Annotated in this window: 23 protein-coding genes and 1 pseudogene; 14 read left to right on the top strand and 10 right to left on the bottom strand. The window is 74.2% G+C overall.

The features are described from left to right. Positions 1–116 precede the first annotated feature (116 nt). Positions 117–479, top strand: coding sequence for a DUF1304 domain-containing protein (locus ACH4ZA_RS11155; RefSeq protein WP_398428970.1), 363 nt, complete (start codon positions 117–119; stop codon positions 477–479). Beyond that, on the top strand, positions 476–1,039 hold the full coding sequence (locus ACH4ZA_RS11150; RefSeq protein ID WP_398428969.1) for a TetR/AcrR family transcriptional regulator: 564 nt from the start codon (positions 476–478) through the stop codon (positions 1,037–1,039). Before ACH4ZA_RS11155 ends, ACH4ZA_RS11150 begins: the two co-directional genes overlap by 4 nt. Before the next feature lie 88 nt (positions 1,040–1,127). On the opposite strand, the gene ACH4ZA_RS11145 is transcribed toward ACH4ZA_RS11150, so the two are convergent. After that, the gene (locus tag ACH4ZA_RS11145) at positions 1,128–2,078 is read right to left on the bottom strand and encodes a GlxA family transcriptional regulator (RefSeq protein WP_398428968.1); all 951 of its coding nucleotides are present in this window, start codon (positions 2,076–2,078) and stop codon (positions 1,128–1,130) included. 71 nt (positions 2,079–2,149) lie between these two features. Between ACH4ZA_RS11145 and ACH4ZA_RS11140 the strand changes: the two genes are divergently transcribed. Beyond that, positions 2,150–3,100 carry an NADP-dependent oxidoreductase gene (locus ACH4ZA_RS11140; RefSeq protein ID WP_398428967.1) on the top strand — a complete coding sequence of 317 codons (951 nt, stop codon included), beginning with the start codon at positions 2,150–2,152 and terminating at the stop codon, positions 3,098–3,100. Between the two features lie 41 nt (positions 3,101–3,141). Here ACH4ZA_RS11140 and ACH4ZA_RS11135 read toward each other — a convergent pair whose 3' ends face one another. Then, positions 3,142–4,248 carry an NAD(P)-dependent alcohol dehydrogenase gene (locus ACH4ZA_RS11135; protein ID WP_398428965.1) on the bottom strand — a complete coding sequence of 369 codons (1,107 nt, stop codon included), beginning with the start codon at positions 4,246–4,248 and terminating at the stop codon, positions 3,142–3,144. A gap of 30 nt (positions 4,249–4,278) precedes the next feature. Continuing rightward, positions 4,279–5,733: an aldehyde dehydrogenase family protein gene (locus ACH4ZA_RS11130; protein ID WP_398428964.1), complete on the bottom strand. Its 1,455-nt coding sequence runs from the start codon at positions 5,731–5,733 to the stop codon at positions 4,279–4,281. Positions 5,734–5,837: 104 nt separating this feature from the next. Between ACH4ZA_RS11130 and ACH4ZA_RS11125 the strand changes: the two genes are divergently transcribed. Together ACH4ZA_RS11125 and ACH4ZA_RS11120 are read left to right on the top strand one after the other, a co-directional pair. Further along, on the top strand, positions 5,838–6,302 hold the full coding sequence (locus ACH4ZA_RS11125) for a MarR family winged helix-turn-helix transcriptional regulator (protein ID WP_398428963.1): 465 nt from the start codon (positions 5,838–5,840) through the stop codon (positions 6,300–6,302). Positions 6,303–6,516: 214 nt separating this feature from the next. After that, a complete protein-coding gene (locus ACH4ZA_RS11120; protein ID WP_398428962.1) occupies positions 6,517–6,897 on the top strand; it encodes an anti-sigma factor antagonist in 381 nt (126 codons plus the stop codon). Between the two features lie 51 nt (positions 6,898–6,948). Here the strand turns inward: ACH4ZA_RS11120 and ACH4ZA_RS11115 are convergent, their stop codons facing one another. After that, complete coding sequence (locus tag ACH4ZA_RS11115; RefSeq protein ID WP_398428961.1) at positions 6,949–7,902, bottom strand: ribose-phosphate diphosphokinase; 954 nt, start codon at positions 7,900–7,902, stop codon at positions 6,949–6,951. A gap of 455 nt (positions 7,903–8,357) precedes the next feature. Between ACH4ZA_RS11115 and ACH4ZA_RS11110 the strand changes: the two genes are divergently transcribed. Both ACH4ZA_RS11110 and ACH4ZA_RS11105 read left to right on the top strand, forming a co-directional pair. Further along, positions 8,358–9,056, top strand: a complete 699-nt coding sequence (locus tag ACH4ZA_RS11110; protein ID WP_398428960.1) for a DUF4230 domain-containing protein — start codon at positions 8,358–8,360, stop codon at positions 9,054–9,056. A 121-nt stretch (positions 9,057–9,177) separates the two neighbouring features. Beyond that, positions 9,178–9,846: a VanZ family protein gene (locus ACH4ZA_RS11105; RefSeq protein ID WP_398428959.1), complete on the top strand. Its 669-nt coding sequence runs from the start codon at positions 9,178–9,180 to the stop codon at positions 9,844–9,846. A 31-nt stretch (positions 9,847–9,877) separates the two neighbouring features. Here ACH4ZA_RS11105 and ACH4ZA_RS11100 read toward each other — a convergent pair whose 3' ends face one another. Beyond that, entirely contained in the window at positions 9,878–10,114 is a 237-nt protein-coding gene (locus ACH4ZA_RS11100) for a hypothetical protein (protein ID WP_107445551.1), read from the bottom strand. Positions 10,115–10,244: 130 nt separating this feature from the next. On the opposite strand from ACH4ZA_RS11100, the gene ACH4ZA_RS11095 reads away from it, so the two are divergent. The 3 genes and pseudogenes from ACH4ZA_RS11095 to ACH4ZA_RS11085 form a co-directional block, all read left to right on the top strand. Next, on the top strand, positions 10,245–11,285 hold the full coding sequence (locus tag ACH4ZA_RS11095; RefSeq protein WP_398428957.1) for a PHP domain-containing protein: 1,041 nt from the start codon (positions 10,245–10,247) through the stop codon (positions 11,283–11,285). A gap of 40 nt (positions 11,286–11,325) precedes the next feature. Continuing rightward, entirely contained in the window at positions 11,326–11,994 is a 669-nt protein-coding gene (locus ACH4ZA_RS11090) for an HAD family hydrolase (RefSeq protein WP_398428956.1), read from the top strand. A 326-nt stretch (positions 11,995–12,320) separates the two neighbouring features. Next, a pseudogene (locus ACH4ZA_RS11085) lies at positions 12,321–12,455 on the top strand (oxidoreductase); the annotation flags it as partial. A gap of 92 nt (positions 12,456–12,547) precedes the next feature. Here ACH4ZA_RS11085 and ACH4ZA_RS11080 read toward each other — a convergent pair. The 3 genes from ACH4ZA_RS11080 to ACH4ZA_RS11070 form a co-directional block, all read right to left on the bottom strand. Next, on the bottom strand, positions 12,548–12,790 hold the full coding sequence (locus tag ACH4ZA_RS11080; RefSeq protein ID WP_398428954.1) for a hypothetical protein: 243 nt from the start codon (positions 12,788–12,790) through the stop codon (positions 12,548–12,550). Positions 12,791–13,129: 339 nt separating this feature from the next. After that, positions 13,130–14,437: an ROK family protein gene (locus ACH4ZA_RS11075; RefSeq protein WP_398428952.1), complete on the bottom strand. Its 1,308-nt coding sequence runs from the start codon at positions 14,435–14,437 to the stop codon at positions 13,130–13,132. Positions 14,438–14,536: 99 nt separating this feature from the next. Next, complete coding sequence (locus ACH4ZA_RS11070; protein WP_398428951.1) at positions 14,537–15,499, bottom strand: phosphotransferase family protein; 963 nt, start codon at positions 15,497–15,499, stop codon at positions 14,537–14,539. Positions 15,500–15,706: 207 nt separating this feature from the next. On the opposite strand from ACH4ZA_RS11070, the gene ACH4ZA_RS11065 reads away from it, so the two are divergent. Next, complete coding sequence (locus tag ACH4ZA_RS11065) at positions 15,707–16,306, top strand: HD domain-containing protein (protein ID WP_398428950.1); 600 nt, start codon at positions 15,707–15,709, stop codon at positions 16,304–16,306. 186 nt (positions 16,307–16,492) lie between these two features. On the opposite strand, the gene ACH4ZA_RS11060 is transcribed toward ACH4ZA_RS11065, so the two are convergent. Beyond that, a complete protein-coding gene (locus ACH4ZA_RS11060) occupies positions 16,493–17,095 on the bottom strand; it encodes a TIGR03086 family metal-binding protein (RefSeq protein ID WP_398428949.1) in 603 nt (200 codons plus the stop codon). A gap of 211 nt (positions 17,096–17,306) precedes the next feature. Here ACH4ZA_RS11060 and ACH4ZA_RS11055 point away from each other — a divergent pair, with 211 nt between their 5' ends. The 3 genes from ACH4ZA_RS11055 (at position 17,307) to ACH4ZA_RS11045 (ending at position 21,085) form a co-directional block, all read left to right on the top strand. Beyond that, on the top strand, positions 17,307–18,560 hold the full coding sequence (locus tag ACH4ZA_RS11055; RefSeq protein WP_398428948.1) for an aromatic acid exporter family protein: 1,254 nt from the start codon (positions 17,307–17,309) through the stop codon (positions 18,558–18,560). A 26-nt stretch (positions 18,561–18,586) separates the two neighbouring features. Continuing rightward, positions 18,587–19,636 carry a hypothetical protein gene (locus ACH4ZA_RS11050; RefSeq protein WP_398428946.1) on the top strand — a complete coding sequence of 350 codons (1,050 nt, stop codon included), beginning with the start codon at positions 18,587–18,589 and terminating at the stop codon, positions 19,634–19,636. Positions 19,637–19,801: 165 nt separating this feature from the next. Continuing rightward, positions 19,802–21,085 (top strand): lactonase family protein, encoded by a 1,284-nt coding sequence (locus ACH4ZA_RS11045; RefSeq protein ID WP_398428945.1) that lies wholly within the window; start codon positions 19,802–19,804, stop codon positions 21,083–21,085. Here ACH4ZA_RS11045 and ACH4ZA_RS11040 read toward each other — a convergent pair. Beyond that, complete coding sequence (locus tag ACH4ZA_RS11040) at positions 21,053–21,778, bottom strand: DUF2470 domain-containing protein (RefSeq protein ID WP_398428943.1); 726 nt, start codon at positions 21,776–21,778, stop codon at positions 21,053–21,055. The two genes, ACH4ZA_RS11045 and ACH4ZA_RS11040, sit on opposite strands and share 33 nt — an antisense overlap. Positions 21,779–21,786 lie beyond the last annotated feature (8 nt).

Genomic DNA, 21,786 nt, shown 5'->3' with positions numbered 1-21,786 from the left:
CCTGCGGATACCCCCGTTTCGGCCCCTCACCGGAGGCGCGACGACCACCAGCCCTGGACTTCTTGGACAGGTGTCCCGCTATAGTGGACACCTGTCCAAGAAGCGAGAGGGAGACCATGGAGATCCTGGCGAACGTTCTGGTGGCGCTGGTGGCCGCGCTGCATCTCTACATCCTGGTGATGGAGATGTTCCTGTGGCAGAAGAAGCCGGGGCTGTCGTTCCACGGCTTCGACCCCGAGATGGCGAAGCGGACCGCCGCGATGGCCGCCAACCAGGGGCTCTACAACGGCTTCCTCGCGGCGGGCCTGGTGTGGGGGCTGATCGCGGCCGACCCCACCGGCTTCCGCGCCCAGGTGTTCTTCCTGTCCTGCGTGATCGTCGCGGGCGTGTACGGCGCGCTCACCGCGAACCGCCGGATCCTGTTCGCCCAGGCCCTGCCCGGCGCCCTCGCCCTGGTCGCCGTCCTCGTCGCACAGTGACCCGCCGGGAGCCCGAGGACCCGAGGGCGGCCCGCACCCGTGCGCGGCTGCGCTCGGCGCTCCTCGAGGAGTGCGCCGAGCGGCCGCTGGAGGAGGTGGGCGTGGCCGCCCTGGTGCGGCGGGCGGCCGTCGGCCGGGCCACTTTCTATGTGCACTATCCCGACCTGGAGGCCCTCGCCGTCGACGCCTGCGCCGACGTCGTGAGGGAGGCGGTGGAAGCGTTGCACGCCTGGCAGGGCCGCCCCGATCCGGTGCGGGCCCCGGCCGCGCTGGCGGGTTTCTTCGAGTCGCTGACCCCGCACGGCGCGCTCTACCGCACGCTGCTGACGCCGGGGGGCGGCGGGCCGCTCGGCCGGGTCCTCCACCGCGACCTGCGCGCCTACAGCCTGCGGGAGCGGCAGCGGGCGGGCGCGGCGGACGCACCGCTGGTCGCGTCGGCCGTCGCCGCGACCTTCGCCGGGGTCCTGGCGGACTGGCTGCACGGCGATCTGGACGGCTCGCCCGCCGAGATCGCCGACCAGGTGTGGCAGCTGCTGGTCGCGCTGCACGCGAGCCGCTGAGCGGCCCGGCCGACCGCAGGGCGGACCCTGAGCGGTGGCCGGTCAGCGGTGGTCGGTCAGGGTGAGCGGTGAGCGGTCGGCGGCGTGTTCAGCGGGGCGTCGTCTGGAACGTCCTGCGATACACCTGCGGGGAGACGCCGATGGCCGCGTGCAGATGCTGCCGCAGCGAGGCGCCCGTGGCGAAGCCGACGCGGCCCGCGATCTGGTCCACGGAGAGGTCGCTGGCCTCCAGCAGATGCCGGGCGTGCGCGACGCGCTGCTGGATGAGCCAGCGGCCGGGACTGAGCCCCGTCTCGTCGTGGAAGCGGCGGGCGAAGGTGCGCAGGCTCATCCGGGCGTGTGCGGCGAGGTCGGCCAGGGCGAGCGGCTCGCCGAGCCGCCGCAGGGCCCAGGCGCGGGTGTCCGCCGTGCTCGCCGCGCCGGCCTCGGGGACCGGCTGTTCGATGTACTGGGCCTGGCCGCCGTCCCGGAAGGGCGGGACGACACAGCGGCGGGCCACCTTGTTGGCGAGTTCGCTGCCGTGGTCCTTGCGGACGAGGTGCAGGCAGACGTCTACGCCGGAGGCGGCTCCCGCCGAGGTCAGCACCCTGTCCTCGTCGACGAAGAGGACGTCCGGGTCGAGCTCGACGTGCGGGTACCTGCGGCGGAACTCCTCCGCGACACACCAGTGGGTGGTGGCCCGGCGGCCGTCCAGCAGGCCCGCGGCCGCGAGCACGAAGGCGGCGGTGCAGATGGACACGAGGCGCGCCCCGGGACGGATCCGGGCGAGGGCCGCGGCGGCCGCGTCGGGCAGGTGGTCGGTCATCCGGTCGGGCGCGACCGGGGCGATCACCACGGTGTGGGCCGTCTCCAGCAGCTCGGGGCCGTGCTCGACGCCGACCGTGAAGTCGGCGTTGGTGCGCACCGGCCGCCCGTCGACCGTGCAGGTCAGCACCTCGTAGTGGCCGTCGGCCGCGCCGAACACCCGGCTCGGGATGCCCAGTTCGAACGGGTAGACGCCGTCGAGGGCGAGGACGACGACACGGTGCTTCTTCTGCATGGCACGATTCTATCGGAAGTTGGCAATCGTGCCATTTCCCGGACGGGTGCGGCCCGGCAGGCTGGTTCACCATGAGCACTGTGAACACCATGCGCACCATCGGCCAGAGCGTCCTCGGCGGCCCCGAGGTCCTGAGGGAAGAGGAAGTGGAGCGGCCCGCGCCGGGCCCGAACCAGGTACTGGTGCGGGTGCGCGCCGCGGGCGTCAACCCGACCGACTGGAAGCACCGCGCCACGGGAGGCTTCCTGGGCGAGCCGCCGTTCGTCCTGGGCTGGGACCTCTCCGGCACGGTCGAGGCGACCGGCGTCGGCGTGGCCGCGTTCGCCCCCGGCGACGAGGTCTTCGGCATGCTGCCGTACCCCTACGGCCACGGGTCCCACGCCGAGTACGTCGTCGCGCCGGTGCGGGCCCTGTGGCACAAGCCGGCCGGGATCGACCACGTCCAGGCCGGCGCGCTGCCGCTGGTCTCGCTGACCGCCTGGCAGGCGCTGGTGGAGACGGCCGGGCTCGAAGCCGGGCAGCGGGTGCTGATCCACGCGGCCGCGGGCGGCGTCGGGCACGTGGCGGTGCAGATCGCCAAGGCGCGCGGAGCGTACGTGATCGGCACGGCGAGCGCGGGCAAGCACGACTTCCTGCGCGGACTCGGTGCCGACGAGACGATCGACTACCGGGAGACCGACTTCACCGAGGCGGTGAAGGACGTCGACGTCGTCCTGGACACCCTGGGCGGGGAGACCTCGGTCGACTCGCTGCGCGTTCTGCGCCCGGGCGGGATCGTGGTCTCGATCCTGCCCGTCGGTTCCGGGGAGCTGCACGAGGAGGCCGAGCGGCTGGGCGTGCGGGCGGTGCGGATGCTGGTGGACGCCGACCGGGCCGGCATGCGGGAGATCGCCCGGCTGGTCGAGGCGGGGCAGCTGCGCGCCACGATCGCGGGGACCTTCCCGCTGGCCGGCGCCGCCGAGGCGCACAGGCTCGGCGACACCGGCCGGACCACCGGGAAGCTGGTCCTGACGGTCGACTGACGAGACGCCGGACCCTCGGCGGCAGCCGGTCCGCCGGAAGGTCAGAACGTCAGGACCGGCTTGACGGTCTTGCCCGAGGTCATGTCCTGGACCGCCCGGTCGATGTCCGCGAAGGCGTACGTGCCGATCAGCCGGTCCAGCGGCAGCCGGCCCGCCTTGACCAGTTCGACCAGGGCCGGGATGAAGCGCTGCGTCTCGCTGTCGCCGAGGGTGAGGCCGACGACCCGCTTGCCGCCGAGCAGCCCGTTCACGTCCAGGGCCACCTCGCTGCCGAAGGGCGGTGCGCCGACCACCACCAGGGTGCCGCGGGCGGCGAGCGCGTCGACGCCCTGACGCAGCACGGCCGTGTTGCCCGTGGTCTCCACGACGCCGTCGGCGCCGCGCCCGCCGGTGATCTCCGCGAGGGCGTCGCCGAGGGCGTCCCGGCCGGCGTCGACGGTGTGCGTGGCGCCCAGATCCCGGGCCAGTTCCAGGCGTTCGGCGACCCGGTCGACCGCGACGATCGTCGTGGCCGGGGTGAGGGCGGCCGCCATGACCGCCGACAGGCCGACGGCTCCGGCCCCGAGGACGACGACGGTGCTGCCCGTCGCGGGCTCGAGCACGTTCCAGACGGCGCCGACGCCCGTCTGCACGCCGCAGCCCAGCGGGGCGATCGACGCCAGCGGCACGTCGGGGTCCACCTTGACGAGGCTGCGTTCGTCGACCAGCGCCCGCTCGGCGAACGAGGACTGGCCGAAGAAGTGACCGCCGAGCGGCTCGCCGTCGCGGCTGAGCGTGCTGGTGCCGTCCGCGCGGCGGCCGCCGAGGAGGTTCAGCGGCAGCCACGAGGCGCAGTAGGCGGGGTGGCCGCCGTGGCAGTTGCGGCAGTTTCCGCAGGAGGTGAAGGACAGCACGACGTGGTCGCCGGGGGCCACGGTCGTGACGGCCGCGCCGACCGCCTCGACGACGCCCGCGCCCTCGTGGCCGAGGACTCCGGGCAGCGGGAAGGGCAGTCCGCCGCTCGCCACCCCGAGGTCGGTGTGGCACAGTCCGGCCGCCACGAGCCGGACGACCGCCTCGTGCGGGGCGGGGTCCTCGAGGACGACCTCGGAGAGGGTGAAGGGCGCTCCGGCGGACTCGACGACGGCGGCGCGGGTGGTGATGGTCATGGGTGCGACTCCCTTGCTTTCGCGCGGCGTTCAGTCGAGCGAGACGACGACGGACTTGACCTTGGTGTACGACTGGAGCGCCTCGGGGCCGTACTCGCGGCCGAAGCCGGAGTCCTTGACGCCGCCGAAGGGGACGGCCGGGTCGAGCATCGCCCAGTCGTTGACCCAGACGATGCCGGCCTGGAGGCGGTCGGCGACGCGGTGCGCGCGGGCCAGGTTGCCGGTCTGGACGCCCGAAGCCAGGCCGTACGGAGTGGAGTTGGCGAGCGCGACGGCCTCGTCCTCGTCGTCGAAGGGCTGCACGGTGAGGACCGGCCCGAAGATCTCCTCCTGCACGACCCGGGAGTCGTTCGCCAGGTCCGCGATGACGGTGGGCCGGTAGTAGTACCCGCCGTCGAGGTCGAGGCGCTCGCCGCCGCAGACGATGCGGGCGCCCTCCTTGCGGGCGAGTTCGACGTACTCCTCGACCTTGCGCAGGTGCTGCTCCCCCGCCATCGGGCCGACTACGGTCTCCGGCCTGCGGGGGTCGCCCACGGGGACGCCCGGGACGGCCTCGGCGAGGATGTTCAGCATCGTGCCGTAGACCGGGCGGGCCACCAGCAGACGGGGGCCGCCCATGCAGAACTGGCCGGTGTTGAAGACGAAGCCCTTGATGACGGCTCCGACGGCCTTCTCCAGGTCGGCGTCCTCGAACACGAGGTGGGCGGCGTTGCCGCCGAGTTCCATGGTCACCGGCTTGAGGTTCTCACCGGCGATGCTCGCGGCGTGCCGGCCGACGGCGGTGGAGCCGGTGAAGGCGATCTTGTCGACGCCGGGGTGGCGCAGCAGCGCCTCGCCCGCCACCGGACCGCTGCCGGTGACGACGTTGACGACGCCGTCGGGCACGCCCGCCCGCTGGAGGAGGTCGGCCATGTACAGGGCGCTGAGCGGGGTCTCGTCGGCGGGCTTGTGGACGACCGTGTTGCCGGCGGCGAGGGCCGGGGCGATCTTCGAACCGGCCAGGATGAGCGGGAAGTTGAACGGGGTGATCGCGGCGACCACGCCGAGCGGGCCGCGCCGGGTGTAGGCGAGGGCGTTCATGGGGGTGTCGCGGTTCGCGCCGTCCAGGGCGAAGGCGAGGGAGGCGAAGTACTCGTAGTCGTTGGCCGCGTTGGTGACGTCGACGGCGTGCGCGAGGGTGATCGGCTTGCCGACGTCGAGGCTCTCCAGCCGGGCGATCGCGTCGGCCTCGGCGCGGATCAGCTCGGCCGCCCGGAGCAGGACGCGACCGCGCTCCCTGCCGCTGAGGCCGGACCACTGCCCGGCGTCGAAGGCCTCCCGTGCGGACCGTACGGCGGCGTCCACGTCGGCGGCGCCCGCCTCCGCGACGGTGGTGACGACCGTGCCCCGCGAGGGGTCGATCACCTCGGTCCGGGCTCCGTCCGCGGCCTCGCGCCACTGTCCCCCGATGAACAGTCGACCAGGGCCGGTCTCGAAGGTGGTCATCGCCACTCCTCAGCATCGTCGCCAAGATTTCAACAAACAGGATTCCTGTTGGTTCGCAGTCTCTTTACAGACAGGTTTCCTGTCAATGCTCTAGGCTCGGGCTCATGGCCGGCACCCCGACGGACAAGACAGCGTCCGCACCCTCGCCCCACCGGACGCCCCCGTCCCTGCTCTACATGGTGAAGCAGGTCGAGCTGGTCGTGCGATCCCACCTGGACGAGCTGGTCAAGCCGTCCGGGATCACGGCCCTGCAGTACACGGCGCTCACCGTGCTGGAGCGGCACGACGGGCTGTCGGCCGCCCAGCTGGCCCGGGACTCGTTCGTCACCGCCCAGTCCATCGCCGACCTGGTGCGCTCCCTGGAGGGGCGGGGACTGATCCGCCGCGAACGCAATCCGCGCAACCGCCGCGAGCTGCTGATCCTGCTCACCGAAGACGGGCGCGCGCTCCTCGGCCGGCACGCCGGCCCGGTGCGGGAGCTGGAGGAGCGCATGGTGCGACAGCTCACGGCCCACCAGACCGAGCAGTTCCGCGCGGCGCTGTCGACGGCCTGGCACGCCCTGTCGTAACCCTCCCGGCGCCCCTCCGGCCGCGCATCGCCTCCCCCTTCGCTCACGGTGCGAAAAAACTCGGGCAGAGTCGGTTGCATTTCGAAGACATATGTCAATCGAACATGCTGGAATTCACTCCATCGGGGGTAACTTGCTGGAGCGGGGAACTGCTGTGTGCGCCCCGCCCGTTGGAGGCTCCCGACCGGTGGAGCGGGTTGGAGGCGATGGCGTCGTGCAGCAGAAATCTCCGGCGGGCACCCCGCATCTGCGCGTCCGCGAGGACCGGGGGTACACGGTGCTGGAGTTCCACGGCGAGATCGACATCGTGGCGGCGACCGAGATCGGCCCGCACCTCGACGACGCGACCGGGTGCGCCGAACCGCGCATCGTGATCGACCTGACCCCGGTCGAGTTCTTCGACTGCTCCGGGCTGCGCCTGCTGTACCGGGCCCGCGGCCGGGTCCTTGACCAGGGCGGCCGGCTGCACCTGGTCTGCCCCCACCCGCTCACCCTGCGCATCCTGCGGGCCACCGGGCTGTCCCGGCTGCTGCCGCCCGCCCCGACCCTGGAGGACGCCCTGGAGCGGCCCGGCGCCGCCTCCGGCACGTTATGACGGCGCCGGGAAGCGCTGCTCGACGGCCCCTTCGCCCCGGCCGGCCCCCGCTCACTCGCCGCGGGCCGCGTCGAACAGGGCACTGACGGACTCGCCGTTGTGGATACGGCGGACGGCCTCCGCGAGGGCGGGGGCGATGGACAGGATCCGCAGCTTCTCGGTGTGCTGCTCGGCGGGCACCGGCACCGTGTTGGTGCACACGATCTCCAGCACGTCACTCTGCTCGCTGAGCCGTTTCAGCGCGCCGGCCGCGAACAGGCCGTGCGTGCACGCCACCCGTATCGACCGCGGCTGCGACTCCCGCAGCCGGTCGAGCAGCTCCAGGACCGTACTGCCCTTGGCGATCTCGTCGTCGAGCACGATGACGTCGCGTCCCGCCACCTCGCCGATCACGGCACTGATGCTGACCCGGTCGTCGGCGAACCGCTGTTTGGCCCCCGCCGCCACCTGGGCCCCGATCATCCGGGCGAACGCCGCGGCCTCCTTGGCGTTGCCGAGGTCCGGCGAGACGACGGTGGTGCGCGTGAGGTCGTAACGGCGGAAGTGGGCGGCCAGCTCCCGGTGCGCGTGCAGATGGTCGACGGGCATCGAGAAGAAGCCGTGCACCTGGGGCGAGTGCAGCGTCATGGCGAGCACGCGGTGGACGCCGGCCGCCGCCATCAGGTCGGCGACCAGCCGGCCGCCGAGCGAGATCCGGGGCGCGTCCTTCTTGTCCGAGCGGGCGTACGAGTAGTGCGGCATGACGACCGTGATCCGGCCCGCCGACGCGCCCCGGGCGGCGTCGCACATCAGCAGCAGTTCGACGAGATGCTCCTGGACGGGCCTGACCAGGGGCTGGACGAGGAAGACGTCCCGTTCCCGGCAGTTGGCCTGGAGCTGGACCTCCAGGCAGTCGTTGGCGAACCTGCTGAGGCGGGTGGGACTCAGGGGCACGCCGAGGTGAGCACAGACCTCGGCTGCCAGCTCGGGATGGGCACTGCCGCTGAACACGGAGATGTCTCGCACGATCGGCTCCTCGCTGATCATGTCCGGCTGGGGCGGGAACTCCCATGCTACGGACCGAGCCCGCCTCGCCCACCCTCGCGAGCCCGCCGTACTCCGCCCGCCCGCACCCCCTCCCCTCCCGGCCCCCGGGAGCGGCGGTCACGGCCCGCCGGCGGACCCGTCGACCCCGCGGGCGGAACGCACCGGGCGGATCCGCCGCCCGGGTGACGTGCGCAGACCCGGCCGCCCGGGCCGCCGGAGCGGGCGGCGTCCGGGAGCCTGAACGCGGACCTCCGCCGACCTCCGCGGGCCTGCGCCGACGTCCGGGGACCGGCGACCGGCCCGCCACCGGCGTGGGCGCAGCGACGCCCGGGCGTCCACGCAGCCGCTGGACCCGTACGTCACAGGTTGCCAACAAGGCGGTCTGACAGCCGAATTGGCGGGAATCCGTGTCCTCAGGAAGGAGGGCCGTCCCCATGACGACTTCCATCGAGCCCACCGAGCCCACCAAGGCCGACCAGCCCGCCAGACGTCTGCCCGGCCGCATGCCCGGGTGGGCCAAGGCGCTCACCGCCGTCGTGGTCGTGCTCGTCGTGATGTTCGCCGGGATCCGGCTGAGCCTGCTGCCGGGACTGCGCGACCTCTTCGGCACCGAGACCCATGACCGAACGGGCCCCGCCCTGCTGCAGTCCATCCAGGACATGAGCCGCTACGACGCCGCCTCCGGCAACTTCCAGGTCGTCGTGGACCTGGAGAAGGACGCCAAGTACCTCCCCGACGCGATCCGCGGCACCCGCACCCTGTACGTCGGGGCGGGCACCGTGGACGCCTACGTCGACCTCGGCAAGGTCGGCGACGACGACGTGACGGTCGACGAGGACCGCACCTCCGCCACGCTCCGGCTGCCGCACGCGCGGCTCGGCACCCCGGCGCTCGACCCCGACCGCTCCTACGCGGTCTCCAAGCAGCGCGGCCTCCTGGACCGCCTCGGCGACCTCTTCTCCGACAACCCCGGCGGCGAACAGGCCGTGCAGAAGCTCGCGGTCCGCCACATCGGCGACGCGGCGAAGGAGAGCGAGCTGACCGCGCGGGCCGAGCGCAACACCACCGACATGCTGGAGGGGCTGCTGCACTCCCTCGGCTTCAAGACGGTGAAGGTGGTGTACGCCGCCTGACCTCCCCCTCCCCCTGCGGCGCCGGGGCTCGTTTCCGGCGCCGCGCGGGAAGGGCCGCATCCTCGCGGGTTTCGTGGGTAATCGCCCTGTCACACCGGGAAGTTGACTACTGGAGGACCGCATGGCCCGTGCAGCGCTCCGTCCGCTCACCGCGTTCCGCCCGCGCGGCGCCAAATCGCCCGGGAAGCCCGGGGACAGGGCCGGGAGGTTCCCGTGGAGCGGCACGAGGAACGGAGGCGGGGCGGGGGCGAAGGCCGCCGCCAGGACCGACCGCAAGGCCGGAGCGAAGGCCGCCGCCAGGACCTCCCGGCAGTCCGCCGCGAAGACCGACCGTCCGCTGCCGTTCCCGCTGCGGCTGCTGGCCATGCTCTGCGCCTTCGCGTTCATGGTCGCGTTCGCCGTCGCGCTCGCTCGCATCACGCTGGAGCCCTCACCCGCCTCGGCGGCCCTGGTGCACTCCAACCTGCGGCCGGGCGACTCTCTGCGGGCCTATCTGGACCAGCCAGCACTGCGCGACGCGGTGAAGCAGATCGGCGGCAACCTGCTGCTGGGCGTGCCCTTCGGCGTGCTGGTGCCGGTCGTCGCCCCCCGGGCCCGCGGGCTGCTGCGCGTGCTGCTGCTGACGGCGACCGTCATGCTGCTGGTGGAGTTCGCCCAGGGCGCGCTGGTGACCGGACGCGCCTTCGACATCGACGACGTCATCCTCAACACGGCCGGCGCGCTGATCGGCTACCTGATCCTGGGACGCAGGGTCGGCCGGGCGGTGCACGCCCGCAAGCCGCGCGCGTGAGGGCGGGGCGGCGGCGAGGACCCGACCGGCGTCAGTGCGGGTTCCAGGTGTACCTGTCGCCGCCCACCCAGCGCACCACGTCCGGGTCGTCGAGGTCGTGCACCGTGATGCCGTACGCGGCGGCGATCTCGAGGACGTCGGTCACGTCCCTGGCCTCGCCGACCACCTCGGCGTCGATTTCCACGATGCGGAACGGCACGGCGGCGGGCTGCACGCCGAGCACCATGATCCGCGGTCGGGAGATACGGAGGCTCGCGATTTCGGTCATGACATAGAGGGTAAAGCGGAACCGGTCGCGGCGAATCATTCGATCACGGACATTCAGCCGGGGCGGGCGAGCCGTCTCCCCGACATGCGGTCCGCGCGCGGGCGGGGAACTCTGGAGCCAGGAGGTGGCGATGGACCCCGTCGAGGCCCTGGACCGGATCGCCTTCCTGCTGGAGCGGTCGCTGGCCCCCACCTACCGGGTGCGCGCGTTCCGCACGGCGGGCCGCGTACTGGGCCGGCTGCCCGCGGCGGAGGTCGAGCAGCGCGCGGCCGCCGGGACGCTGGAGTCGCTGAAGGGCGTGGGCCCCAAGACCGCGCAGGTGGTGCGTGAGGCGCTGGCCGGGCAGCAGCCGTCGTACCTGACGAAGCTGGAGGACGAAGCCGGGCGGCCGCTCACCGACGGGGCGGGGAGCGGGCTGCGGGCGCTGCTGCGCGGAGACTGCCACGTCCACTCCGACTGGTCGGACGGCGGCAGCCCGATCGAGGAGATGGGCCGGACGGCGGCCGCGCTCGGCCACGAGTGGGCCGCGCTCACCGACCACTCGCCGCGGCTGACGGTGGCCCGCGGACTGTCCCCCGAGCGGCTGCGCCGGCAACTGGACGTGGTCGAGGAGCTCAACGCGACCTGGGCGCCCTTCCGGCTGCTGACCGGCATCGAGTGCGACATCCTCGACGACGGGTCCCTCGACCAGGAACCGGAGCTGCTGGAGCGGCTCGACGTGGTCGTGGTCTCCGTGCACTCCAAGCTGCGCATGGAAGGCCCGGCGATGACGCGCCGCATGGTCAGGGCCGTGCGCGATCCCCACGCCGACGTCCTCGGCCACTGCACCGGACGGCTGCTGAGCGGGCGCGGGCGGCCTGAGTCGGAGTTCGACGCGGACGAGGTGTTCGCGGCGTGTGCCGAGTCCGGCACGGCCGTGGAGATCAACAGCCGGCCCGAGCGGCTCGATCCGCCGCTTCGGCTGCTGCGCCGGGCGGTGGCGGCGGGCACGCTGTTCTCCGTCGACACCGACGCGCACGCGCCGGGCCAGCTGGACTGGCAGATCCTCGGCTGCGCACGGGCCGAGGAGTGCGAGGTGCCCGCGGAGCGGATCGTCACCGCGTGGCCGCTGGAGGACCTGCTGGCCTGGACGCACGAGGGCCGCACGCCGGCGGGAGTGCCGGGCCGCTGAGGTGGTACCCGGCGGGTGTACGCGAGAGAGAGGATCCGGGATGACACGCGCCGCCGTGTTCGACGTCGACGGCACCCTCGTCGACACCAACCACCTGCATGTCGTCACCTGGTGGGAGGCCTTCCGGCAGGCGGGCCACCGGGTGCCCATGCACGCCGTGCACCGGGCGGTGGGCCTCGGTTCCGACGACCTGATCGCCCACCTGCTCGGCGAGGACCGGGACACGGACCGGGACGCGGAGCTCAGCGCCGCCCACAAGGCGCTGTACGGCCAGTACTTCGACCGGCTGCCGCCGCTGCGGGACGCAGGACGGCTGCTGCGCCGACTGCGTGACGACGGCTGGACGGTGGTGCTCGCCACCTCGGCCGGCGGGTCCGAGCTGTCGGCCCTGCGCGGCGCCATCGACGCCGACGACGCGATCGCCGCGACCGCGAGCGCGGACGACGTCGAGGCGGGCAAGCCCTCGCCGGAGCCCGTGGTCCATGCCCTGGAACTGGTCGGGGCGCCGGCCGAGGGGGCCGTGTTCGTCGGCGACACCGTGTGGGACATGCGGGCCGGCCGCCGGGCCGGGGTGCGCTGCGTGGGCGTGCTCTGCGGCGGCGTCCCCCGCGCCGACCTGATGGAGGCGGGCGCGGAGACGGTGTACGACGACCCGGCCGACCTTCTGGCGTCCCTGTCGGCGAGTCCGCTGGGCGGGGTCCCGGGGTGACGGCTGGGCCGGACCCCGCAGTGACACACGTCACCGCGCCCCGCCGCGGACCGGGGAACACCCATGGCTGGTTACCCGTTGAACAAATCGTGGGTGCGGACGGGACAGTGTCCCCGGGCCTCACCTTCCGCACACAGGGACGATCGTCCGGCTGAAGCCCTGTGGAGCGACTCGCCGAGAGGCGACCGCCGTGCGCGCCCACATCCGGGCCGCCCCGACCGTGATTCCCCCGTCCGGTCGGGGCTCTCCGCTGTCCGGCCCCGCCCCGGGCCACGGGGCGCGGGGCGCTTGACTTCGAGCGCACTCCAATTCGTAGCGTCCCCGACATGAGCACTGCACAGCACGAGATCGGCTCGGGGTTCGACGCCCACAGCACCGCCGACGACGTCCTCGCCGGCGTCGACCTGACCGGACGGCTCGCGGTCGTCACCGGGGGCTACTCGGGGCTGGGGCTGGAGACGCGCGTGGATCGCGGGACGGCCGTGTCGTCTCAGCTGCGGCCGCACGGGTGCTGAGGGTCCTACCCGCGGAGGCTCCTCGGACGGACGGCTCCTCAGGCGGACGGCTCCTCGGGCACGGGTTCGTCGGACTGGTCGATGTCCGGGTGGGACGCGCCCTCCCCACCGGCGCCCGACTCGGTGTCGGGGACGTCCTCGGCCGACGCCGGGTTCTCCGGCCGACCGGGCCCGGCGACGTCCCACGGGTCCTCCGCTCCCCCGTCGGCCTGCTGGTCCGGCGGGTCGCGCGGAACGGGTGCGCTGGTCTCGCCCGGGCCTTCGGGGCGGTGTGCGGCCACGACGGCCTCCCTTCGCGGTCGTGCTCGTCCGGACGCCGTCCGTCCGGCGCCACGCGAGTACCTCCCGGGCGGCCGGCGAAACGTGCCGGGGGTCCCGTCGGCCGCTCCCCCGGCGGCGGGGGTCCGGCGAGCGGCGGGATGGCGGGCACCGGTGTACGCGGCCGGGGTGCGGGGTGCGTCGGGGGCGCGCCCGAGGGGCGGCCGCCAGGCAGGAGCCGAGGGGTGGATGCGCGAGAGGCGGTGCGCGAACGGCAGCGGCGGCCGCCCTCGGGGACCGCACGCTTCGACGCCGTCGCGGTATCGGCGCCGGTCGGGCCCTTCGAGCCGGGCGCGGGCGCCTCAGCGTGGGGCGCGTTCCTCCAGCACCGTGCGCCAGGCGGGCGCCGGACCGGTGGGCGCGGGGTCGGGACGGCGGCCGCCGCGGCCGAAGAAGTCGGCGAGCGGGAGGATCGCCGCGCCGACGGTGACGGCGTCGGGGCCGAGCCGGCCGAGCTCGACGCTGACCTTCTGCGCGGGGTGGCGCAGCGCGTACGCGGTGGCGTGGCGGCGCACGGCCGGCAGGAAGCGCGCGCCGAGCTGGAGGCCGGCCCAGCCGCCGATGAGGATGCGCTCCGGCTGGAAGAGGTTGATCAGGTCGGAGAGGCCGGCTCCCAGGTACTCCGCCGTCTCCTCCAGCACCGCGAGCGCGACCGGGTCGGCGGCCCTCCCGCCGTCGGCGGCGTCGTCGCCCGGCGGGTGGGCGGCGGCGAGCAGCGCCGTCAGCGCCGTCTCCTCGTCCACGCCCTCCGGCGGCCGGCCGCCGGCCTCGCGCCACCGCTCCAGCAGCGCCTCCGCACCGGCGTAGGCCTCCAGACAGCCGAGGGCCCCGCACCGGCAGCGACGGCCGCGCACCCGCACGGTGAGGTGTCCCCACTCGACCGCCCGGCCGTGCTCCACCTCGGGCGTGACGAGGCAGGCGCCGACGCCCGAGCCGAAGAGGACGACGACCGCGTTGTGCGCGCCGCGTCCGCCGCCGAACCACATCTCGGCCTGGCCGAGGGTCTTCGCGCCGTTGTCGATGAAGTACGGGACGGACTCGGGCAGAAGGGAGCCCTCGCGCAGCAGCTCCTCCAGCGGGACGGCGTCCCAGCCGATGGTCTGACCGTGCACCACGGCGCCGCGCCCGGGGGTGTGCTCGACGATGCCGGGGACGCCGATGCCGACGCCGAGCAGCTGTTCGGGGCCCACGGAGGCGGCCGCCAGCACCTCGGCCACGCCGTCGCGGATGTGACCGACGATGCCGTCCACCGCGTAGCGCCGCTGCTCCAACGGCTTCTCCACGCGCGCGAGTTCGGTCAGCGTCAGGTCGAACAGCTCGATGCGCACGCGGGTCTCGCCGACGTCCACGCCGATCATGTGGCCACTGCCGGGGGCGACCCGCAGCAGGATGCGGGGACGGCCGCCGTCGGAGTCGACGCTGCCGGCCTCCTCCACCAGTGCGTCCGCCATCAACTCGGCGACGACGTTGCTGATCGAGCCGGAGCTCAGACCCGTGGCCGGACCGAGCTCGAAACGGCTCAGCGGGCCGTCGAAGTAGAGCCGCTGCAGCACAGCCGTGCGGTTCGCCCGCCTCAGGTCGCGTACCGTGCGCCCGTTCCGCCCCGTCATATCGCTCCCTCCGAGCCGCGCCGACCTGCAACATACCTCTGCGGGCGGGCTGACGCGACATTCGTCCAACCCTTAGTTCACGATGTGAGCTAAGAGACGCTACCAGCCGCCCGTCCCGGCGATCTCGTCCAGCGCGGCGACGAGCTCCGGGGCGACCCTCTCCTGCGTCCAGCGCTCGTGATCCGCGCCGACCTCCCGGGGAACCGTCTCGACGAGCATGATCAGGTAGAGGTAGGCGCGGTACAGCGCGAGCCGCAGCCGGGCGGACGCGTCGAACACGGCCCGGCCTCCGGCCTCGCGGTAGCCCGCGAGGAAGGCCCCGTCCTTTCTGATGTCGCCCAGCAGGGCCAGTGAGACGAAGTCGGCGAGCGGGTCGCCCCAGAACATCCGCTCGCCGTCGATGAGGCCTCCGATGCGGGCCCCGCCGCCGGTGCGGTCGACGAGGACGTTGCCGGGCCACAGGTCGAAATGGACGAGGCGCGGGACGGCGACCTCGTCGAGGGCGCCGTATGCGGACCGGGCGACGGCGGCGACCTCGTCGGCCGGGCGGGGCAGCCGGGCGCCGTAGTCACGGGCGTCGGCGAGCACGGCGTCGAACATCGCCGCGAAAGCGGTGCGCCAGTCGGCGGCGAGCGGGCCGAACACCCCGGAGGGATATCCGAAGCCGGGCCCGGTCACCTGGTGCAGCCGGGCGACCTGTCGCCCCGACTCCGTGCGCAGTGAGGCCTGTTCGGCAGCGGTGAGGGAGTCGCTCCAGGGGTCGCCCGGGCACATCGTCATCAGCAGCCACTGCTCGTCGAGGGCCACGACACGCGGCGCCGGCACGCCCGCCTCGGCGGCGCCCCGGCAGAACTCCGCCTCCCCGACCAGCAGTCGGCTCTCGTAACGCAGGGCCGGTGCGGTGGGTGCGACCTTCAGCGCGTAGCGGACGCCGTCCGCGAGGCGGAGCTCCTCGACCGTGTTGTAGGTGCCGCCGCCGAGCGGGCGCACGCGGGCCAGGCGGCCCGGCGCGATGCCCGCCGCCGCCAGTACGCTCCGGGCCCGTTCCCGGGAATCCGTCACCGTGCGCTCACCCTTCCCCCCTCGGCCGCCCGCCCCGGCCGCCGGCGCCGGCGGCCGGGCTCGCGGCCCGGTCCAGGGTACGCAACGCACCCCGGGTGCTGCGACGGCGTGCGGACCGCACGAACGGCCCCGTGCACGGGAGTTGGGAGGCGCGGCCGATGTGTCCGGCCGCCTTCCGGGCGGCGCGCCGGTCGTTACGCTGACGCGATGACCACTGTCTGGAACGTCCGGGCGGTCGCCGAGCACGCGACCTCGCACCCTCCGCTGCGTCCGTTGCCGCCGGAGGCGGTGCGGCTGCTGGACGAGGTCGGCGCCCCTCCCCGGCTGGTGGCGCACCTCAGGGCGGTCCACGACGTCGCCGCCCAGCTCGTCGACCGGCTCGCCCGGAGCTGCCCGCGACTGCCCGTCGACCGGGAGGCGGTGCTGTTCGGTGCGGCCACCCACGACATCGGCAAGGCGCTGCACCCGGGGGAGCTGTCCGGCCCCGGCGCGCTCCACGAGGAGGCGGGACGGGAGCTGCTGCTCGCGCGCGGGGTGCCCCCGGAGCGGGCGCGGTTCGCCGCGACCCACGCCTCCTGGGCGGCCCCGGGAGTCACGGTGGACGACCTGCTGGTGAGCCTGGCCGACAAGGTGTGGAAGAACAAGCGGGCCACGGATCTGGAGGATCTGGTCGTGGCGGAGTTGGCGCGGGCGGGCGGCCGTCCTGTGTGGCAGGAGTTCCTCGATCTGGACGAGTTCCTCACCGCCGTCGGGGAGGGCGCGGACCTGCGACTGGCCTGGCAGGCGACGCATCCGGTCCGCGGATGAGACCGCGGCGGGCGCGGCGGGTACGGCGGCGGCCGAGGCGACCCGGGAGGGCGGAACGCATCACCGGGCGCTTCGGCTGCGGCTTCGGCCGGGCTTCGGCTGAGGCCGGGCTTCGGCTGCGTCCCCCGCCCGGCCGTCCGCGGGAGAGGGGCGCGGCGGGCCGGGCGGGGGCGGGGCTGCGACGTTTCAGTGGGTGCGCGGCGTCCAGTGCGGGTCGCGGCCGAGGAAGGCGAGAAGCGCCTGCGCCGGGTCATGGTCCGGCGCGGGCTCTCTGGCCGGGGCGAAGACCTGGTAGGCGTCGCGCAGGTGGTCCACGAGCCGGTCGGCCGCCGGCCGGATGCCCTCGGCCGTGGCCACCGGAAGCGGGCGGTCCAAACCCGTGGCGACGGCGATGTCCCAGGCGTGCACGGCGGCGTCCATCGCGGCGGCTCCGACGGCGATCCGCAGGGGCAGCGGGCCGAGCGGGGTCGGCGCCTCCTCGGTGTCCGCGGGCAGCGCCGCGTAGGCCTCGGCCACCATGACCAGCACCTTGTCGAGTTCCGCCGCCGGGTCGCCGTCGAGGGCGTCGGCCGGGTGGAACGGGTCGCTGTCCGGCCGGCCGCCGGTGAGGGCGAGCCCGTAGCCCTGCTGGTCGATGCGGGCGTGGTTGAGCACCTGCCGTGCCGTCCATCCCTCGCACGGTGTCGGGCTGCCCCACCGTCCGTCCCCGACGCCCGCGACCACGTCGCGCAGGTAGTCGTGCGCCTGCGCGAGGACCTCGATCCCGACCGTGCCGACCCTGTCCGTCATGCGTCTCCCCCTCGGCTTCCGCTGCCGGCGTTCCCCGGCCACTGAGAACAATCTAGGCACACTTGCGGACAGCCATCGTCCTGAATGGACATTGATCGATCAGACTGTCCCGTCGGAGAGCCCAGCCTCCGACGCGGCCGAACGGACGGCGCGCGACGCGAGGTGCTGCGGAAACGTTCGAGGCCGCAGGTGAAGGGGAACGGGACAGAGGATGCAGGAAGTACGTGAACGAGCGGCGCCGCTGGTGCGGCTGGTACAGCGCCACCGGGAACCCGTCGTCGTCCAGGCGCTGCGGTCGGCCGCGGCCGCCACCCTCGCCTATGTCATCGCGCTGCGCCTGAGCCCCGAGGCGCTGCCGCTCACCGCGCCGCTGACCGCGCTGCTGGTCGTGCAGGTCACCCTCTACGCGACCCTGACCAACGGCATCCGCCGGGTGAACGCGGTGGTGGCCGGCGTCCTCGTGGCCATCGCCTTCAGCCTGCTGGTGGGCCTGACCTGGTGGAGCCTGGGGCTGCTGATCGTGGCCTCGCTGGCCGTGGGCCATCTGGTGCGGGTCGACGAGTACGTGCCCGAGGTGGCGATCAGCGCCATGCTGGTGCTCGGCGTGACCACCGTCGGGGACACGGCGTGGTCGCGGGTGGTGGAGACGCTGATCGGCGCGTTCGTGGGACTCGGCTGCAACCTGCTGCTGCCGCCCCCGGTGTGGGTGGAGGAAGCGGGCGAGTCGATCGAGGGGCTCGCCCGGCGGCTGCGGCAGCTGATGCTGCGCATCGGCGAGGAGGCCGCCGGCCGCACCCCGTACGAACAGGCTGCCGAACGGCTGCACGAGGCACGCCGGCTGGACCACGACATCGTCGAGGTGGACGCGGCTCTGCGACAGGCCGAGGACAGCCTGCGGCTCAACCCGCGCGTGCGGGAGGGGCTGCTGCACCGGGTGGTGCTGCGCACCGGTCTGGACACGCTGGAGATCTGCACCGTCGTGCTGCGGGTGCTCGCCCGCACGTTGACCGACCTGGCCAAGCAGCGCGAGCCGCAGCCGCTGTTCCCGGCCGGGACGGGCGAACAGGTCGAGCGGCTGCTGTCGGAGATGGCCGACGCGGTGGTCAGCTTCGCGGTGCTCGTGACCACGCAGGTCAGCCAGAACGCGGACGCCGCCGAGTCCCGGCTCACCGCCGAGCTGCGGCAGGCCGCGGCGACCCGGGACAAGCTCGCCCAGCTCCTGCTCGAGCAGCTCCAGCACGACGCCCGTCAGTGGCAGCTGCACGGCGCGGTGCTCACCGAGGTCGACCGCATCATCGACGAGCTCGACACCGAGCACCGCACCCAGCGCCTGCTGGAGGAGCTGGACCGCAACAGCCGGGAGCAGCGTGAGCGCCGTCCGTGGCTGCACCGGCTGAGGCAGCGGACGCGCGGTCGACTGCGGCCGCGCCGGAACCGGACCGCCACCGCCCGTCGTTCCCACTGACAGGCGACGACGAGGGGAGCACACGGATGACCGACACCTCCGTACGGATCGACGGGGACATGCTGCGGCTGCCGGGCGGGGTGGCGGTGCGGTTCATGCGGACCCTGCGCCTGCCGGAGAAGGGCACCCACGACCTGCCGCCCGGCCTCGGCGTGTTCCCGGTGCGGCGGGTCGCCGACCACGCCGGCACGGTGCCCGCCGAGTGGCTCGCGCGCGGGGGCGTGATGCTGCCGATGTATCTGCGCGAGGCGATGTGGCTGAGCTTCGCGTCGTCCTCGGAGCCGGCCGCGCTGCAGGTCGGGGCGGGCAAGGTGTGCGCGGTCTCCGGCAGGCCGTGGAGCGACCGGCTCTCCCGGGACCCGCAGAACTACGTGGCGCTCCCCCGCCAGCCCTGGCTGGACGGCATCAACTCCGGCAGCGGCACGGTGCGCCAGTTCGTCGCGGTGCCGCTGGGCCTGGGCGCGACCGTCGAGGGCCAGGTCACCGGCGAGGAGGTGTGGGGAGGGGTGCAGCTGCAGTCGTTCCCGCTGGAGGAGCGTCGGCGCGCCGAGTGGCGGGAAGCCGAGCGCAGCAGCCGCACCCCTCTCACGCCGGACCTGACCGGCGGGGTCTTCGGCAGCCTGCCGCCGCCCGCGGCCCCGATGGCGGCGGGCGCGCCGCCCCGTCCCGGCGGCGCGCCCCGGGCGCGCGCGGCCGCGGCGATGGGCCTCGGCGTGGGCGGTTCCATGCGCCAGGAGGTCTACCGCGACGAGCGCCCGCTCACCCACTACACGACGGAGCCCGCCGCGCGGGTTTTCGTGCATCTGGTGACGCCCCCGGAGTGGCGCCGGATCACCGGGGAGGAGCCGCCGCCTTCGCCGGTCGACCGTGCCGCGTACACGAAGGCGGGGCTGCCGTGGTTCGACTACTACGACGACGACGCGCAGGACGTCGCGCCGAGCGACGCCCTGGGCGAGGTGCGGCCGGTCGGCGAATGGATCGGCGACGACCTGGACCCGTGGGAGCCGCCTGCTCCGGGTCAGGTGCAGCACCTGAAGGACACGCCGGGCAGCCGGGTGGAGGACGGCGACTGGTAGCCCCGCTCCCGGGGCCCACTCCGCCGGGCCCGCTCCCCTGGCCCACTCCGCCCGGGCCCGCTCCCCCGGCCGGTGACCGACGGCCGCGCGCCGCGCTTTTGCGTTCGGCCGCGGTCCGAGTCAAGGTGGCTGTCACGACGGAGGCGTACGACGACGGGTGCGGGCATGGGCAGCGGGACGGGCGCGGCACGCGGGGGCTCCCCCCGGCCGGGCGGGGCCGAGGGCCGGGGCTGGAGCAGGCGCCGCTTCGTCGGCGCGCTGGGCGGCGCGGCAGCGGCGTCGGCGCTGGCCGGCTGCGCGGGTGACGGGGACGGCGACGGCGATCCGGCGTCTGCGCGGGAGGTCCCGCAGGCCGCGCCGCCCGGGCAGCCGTCACCGTCCGCCCCACCCTCGACCGCACCGGGGCCCACGCCGGGCGCCTCCGGTCCCCGCCCCCTCTACCTGGGCACCTACACCTCCGCCGAGGGCGGCGGGAAGGGCATCGGCGTCGCCTCGTACGACCCGGTCTCCGGGCGGATCACCGGCGGCGGCACGATCACCGGCGTCCCGGACCCGTCGTACCTCGCCGTGCATCCGGACGGCCGCACGCTGTACGCCGCGAACGAACGCGCGCGGGGCGCGGTGACCGCCGTACGGCTCGCCGACCGGACGGTGCTGGGCGACAGGGCCACCGGCGGGGCGCACACCTGTCATGTGTCGGTCCATCCGAGCGGCCGGTGGCTGCTGAGCGCCGACTTCGGTTCGGGGAGTGTGGCGGTGCATCCGATCGCCGCCTCGGGGGCGCTCGGCGAGCGCACGGACCATGTCACACACCGCCGTCCGGCACCGCGGAGCGGCCAGCAGGGCCCGCATGCACACCAGTTCGTCACCGCCCCGGACGGCGGCCATGTGATCGCCGTCGACTTCGGCACGGACACCGTGTACAGCTACCGTCTGGACGAGAAGGCGGGCACGCTCACCGAGGTCGCGCAGGCGCACACCCGGGCGGGCGCCGGACCGCGCCACCTCGCCTTCCACCCGGGCGGCCGGTACGCCTACCTGGCGAACGAGGCCGACGACACCCTGGCGGTCTGTGCCTACGACGCGTCGAGCGGGCGGCTGACGATCGGCAGGCCGCAGTCCACGGGTGCGAAGGCGGACGTCAACTACCCGGCGCAGCCGGTCCTGACGCCGGACGGCCGGTTCGCCTTCCTCGCCAACCGCGGCGACAACAGCCTCGCGCGCTATGCCGTGGAACAGGACGGGGCCCGGTTGCGCCTGCTCGGCACGGTCCCGGTGGAAGGGGACTTCCCGCGCCAGATCGCCCTCTCTCCGGACGGCGGCCTGCTGTTCGCCGCCAACCAGCGGTCGGGGACCGTCAGCGTCTTCCGGGTGGACGCGGAAGGCGGACTGCGGCTCGCCGGCAAGCCGTTCGCGTCACCCGTCGCCGTCTGCGCGCTGCCGCTGTAGGGCGCGGGGGCAGGACGCGGCGGCGGCCTGGGTGAGCAGCACGTGCATGCGCTCGGTGAGCTGGGAGACGTCGTCGGCCGGCGCGTGGAAGGGCAGGCGTACGTCTCCGTGGGCGCGGGCGCGTTCGATGCGCAGCGTCAGTCCGTGCCGGTCGACGGCGAGCGGCTGGACGCGGACGGCGCCGTGCAGGCTGTCGGAGTGGACGAGCCGGGTCAGCCGCTCCACGGCGTCGGGGTGGGCGTCGGCGAGGTGCGTGAGCAGGTGGGCCTCGGCGGCGGCGAGCGGGTCGGGCGCGGCGGCGGCGAACTCGGCGAGGCCGACGACCACGGCGCCGGCGCTCTCCTTCAGCACGACGCGCGTGGCGTGGAAGGCGAGAGCGTCGCCGTCGGGGGCGAACCAGCCGGCCAGCCAGAGCCGGGCGCGGATCCGGCCGCGCACCGGGACGGGTGCGACGTCGGCGAACTCGAGCAGCGCGGACGGCTCGCCGCGGGGCGCGCAGATCGCGGCCGTGCGCAGGGCACCGTCCTCGGGCGCCCGCAAGGTCACCCGCCCGTCGTCGTCGACGGTGTGCGCGCCGACGAGCTCCTCGCGCCCGCCGTCCGCGGTCACCGTGCAGGACCACGAGGCCGCGAGCACCGAGCGGGCGCGCTCGGCGGCGGCAGGCGCGGCCGCCCAGCACTGGTCGTCACCCATCCTGAACC

This window comes from Streptomyces sp. NPDC020597 (assembly GCF_044335095.1).
GTDB lineage: Bacteria > Actinomycetota > Actinomycetes > Streptomycetales > Streptomycetaceae > Streptomyces.
The sequence above is the reverse complement of the archived record's forward strand: the minus strand, read 5'-3'. Positions and strand labels throughout refer to the sequence as shown.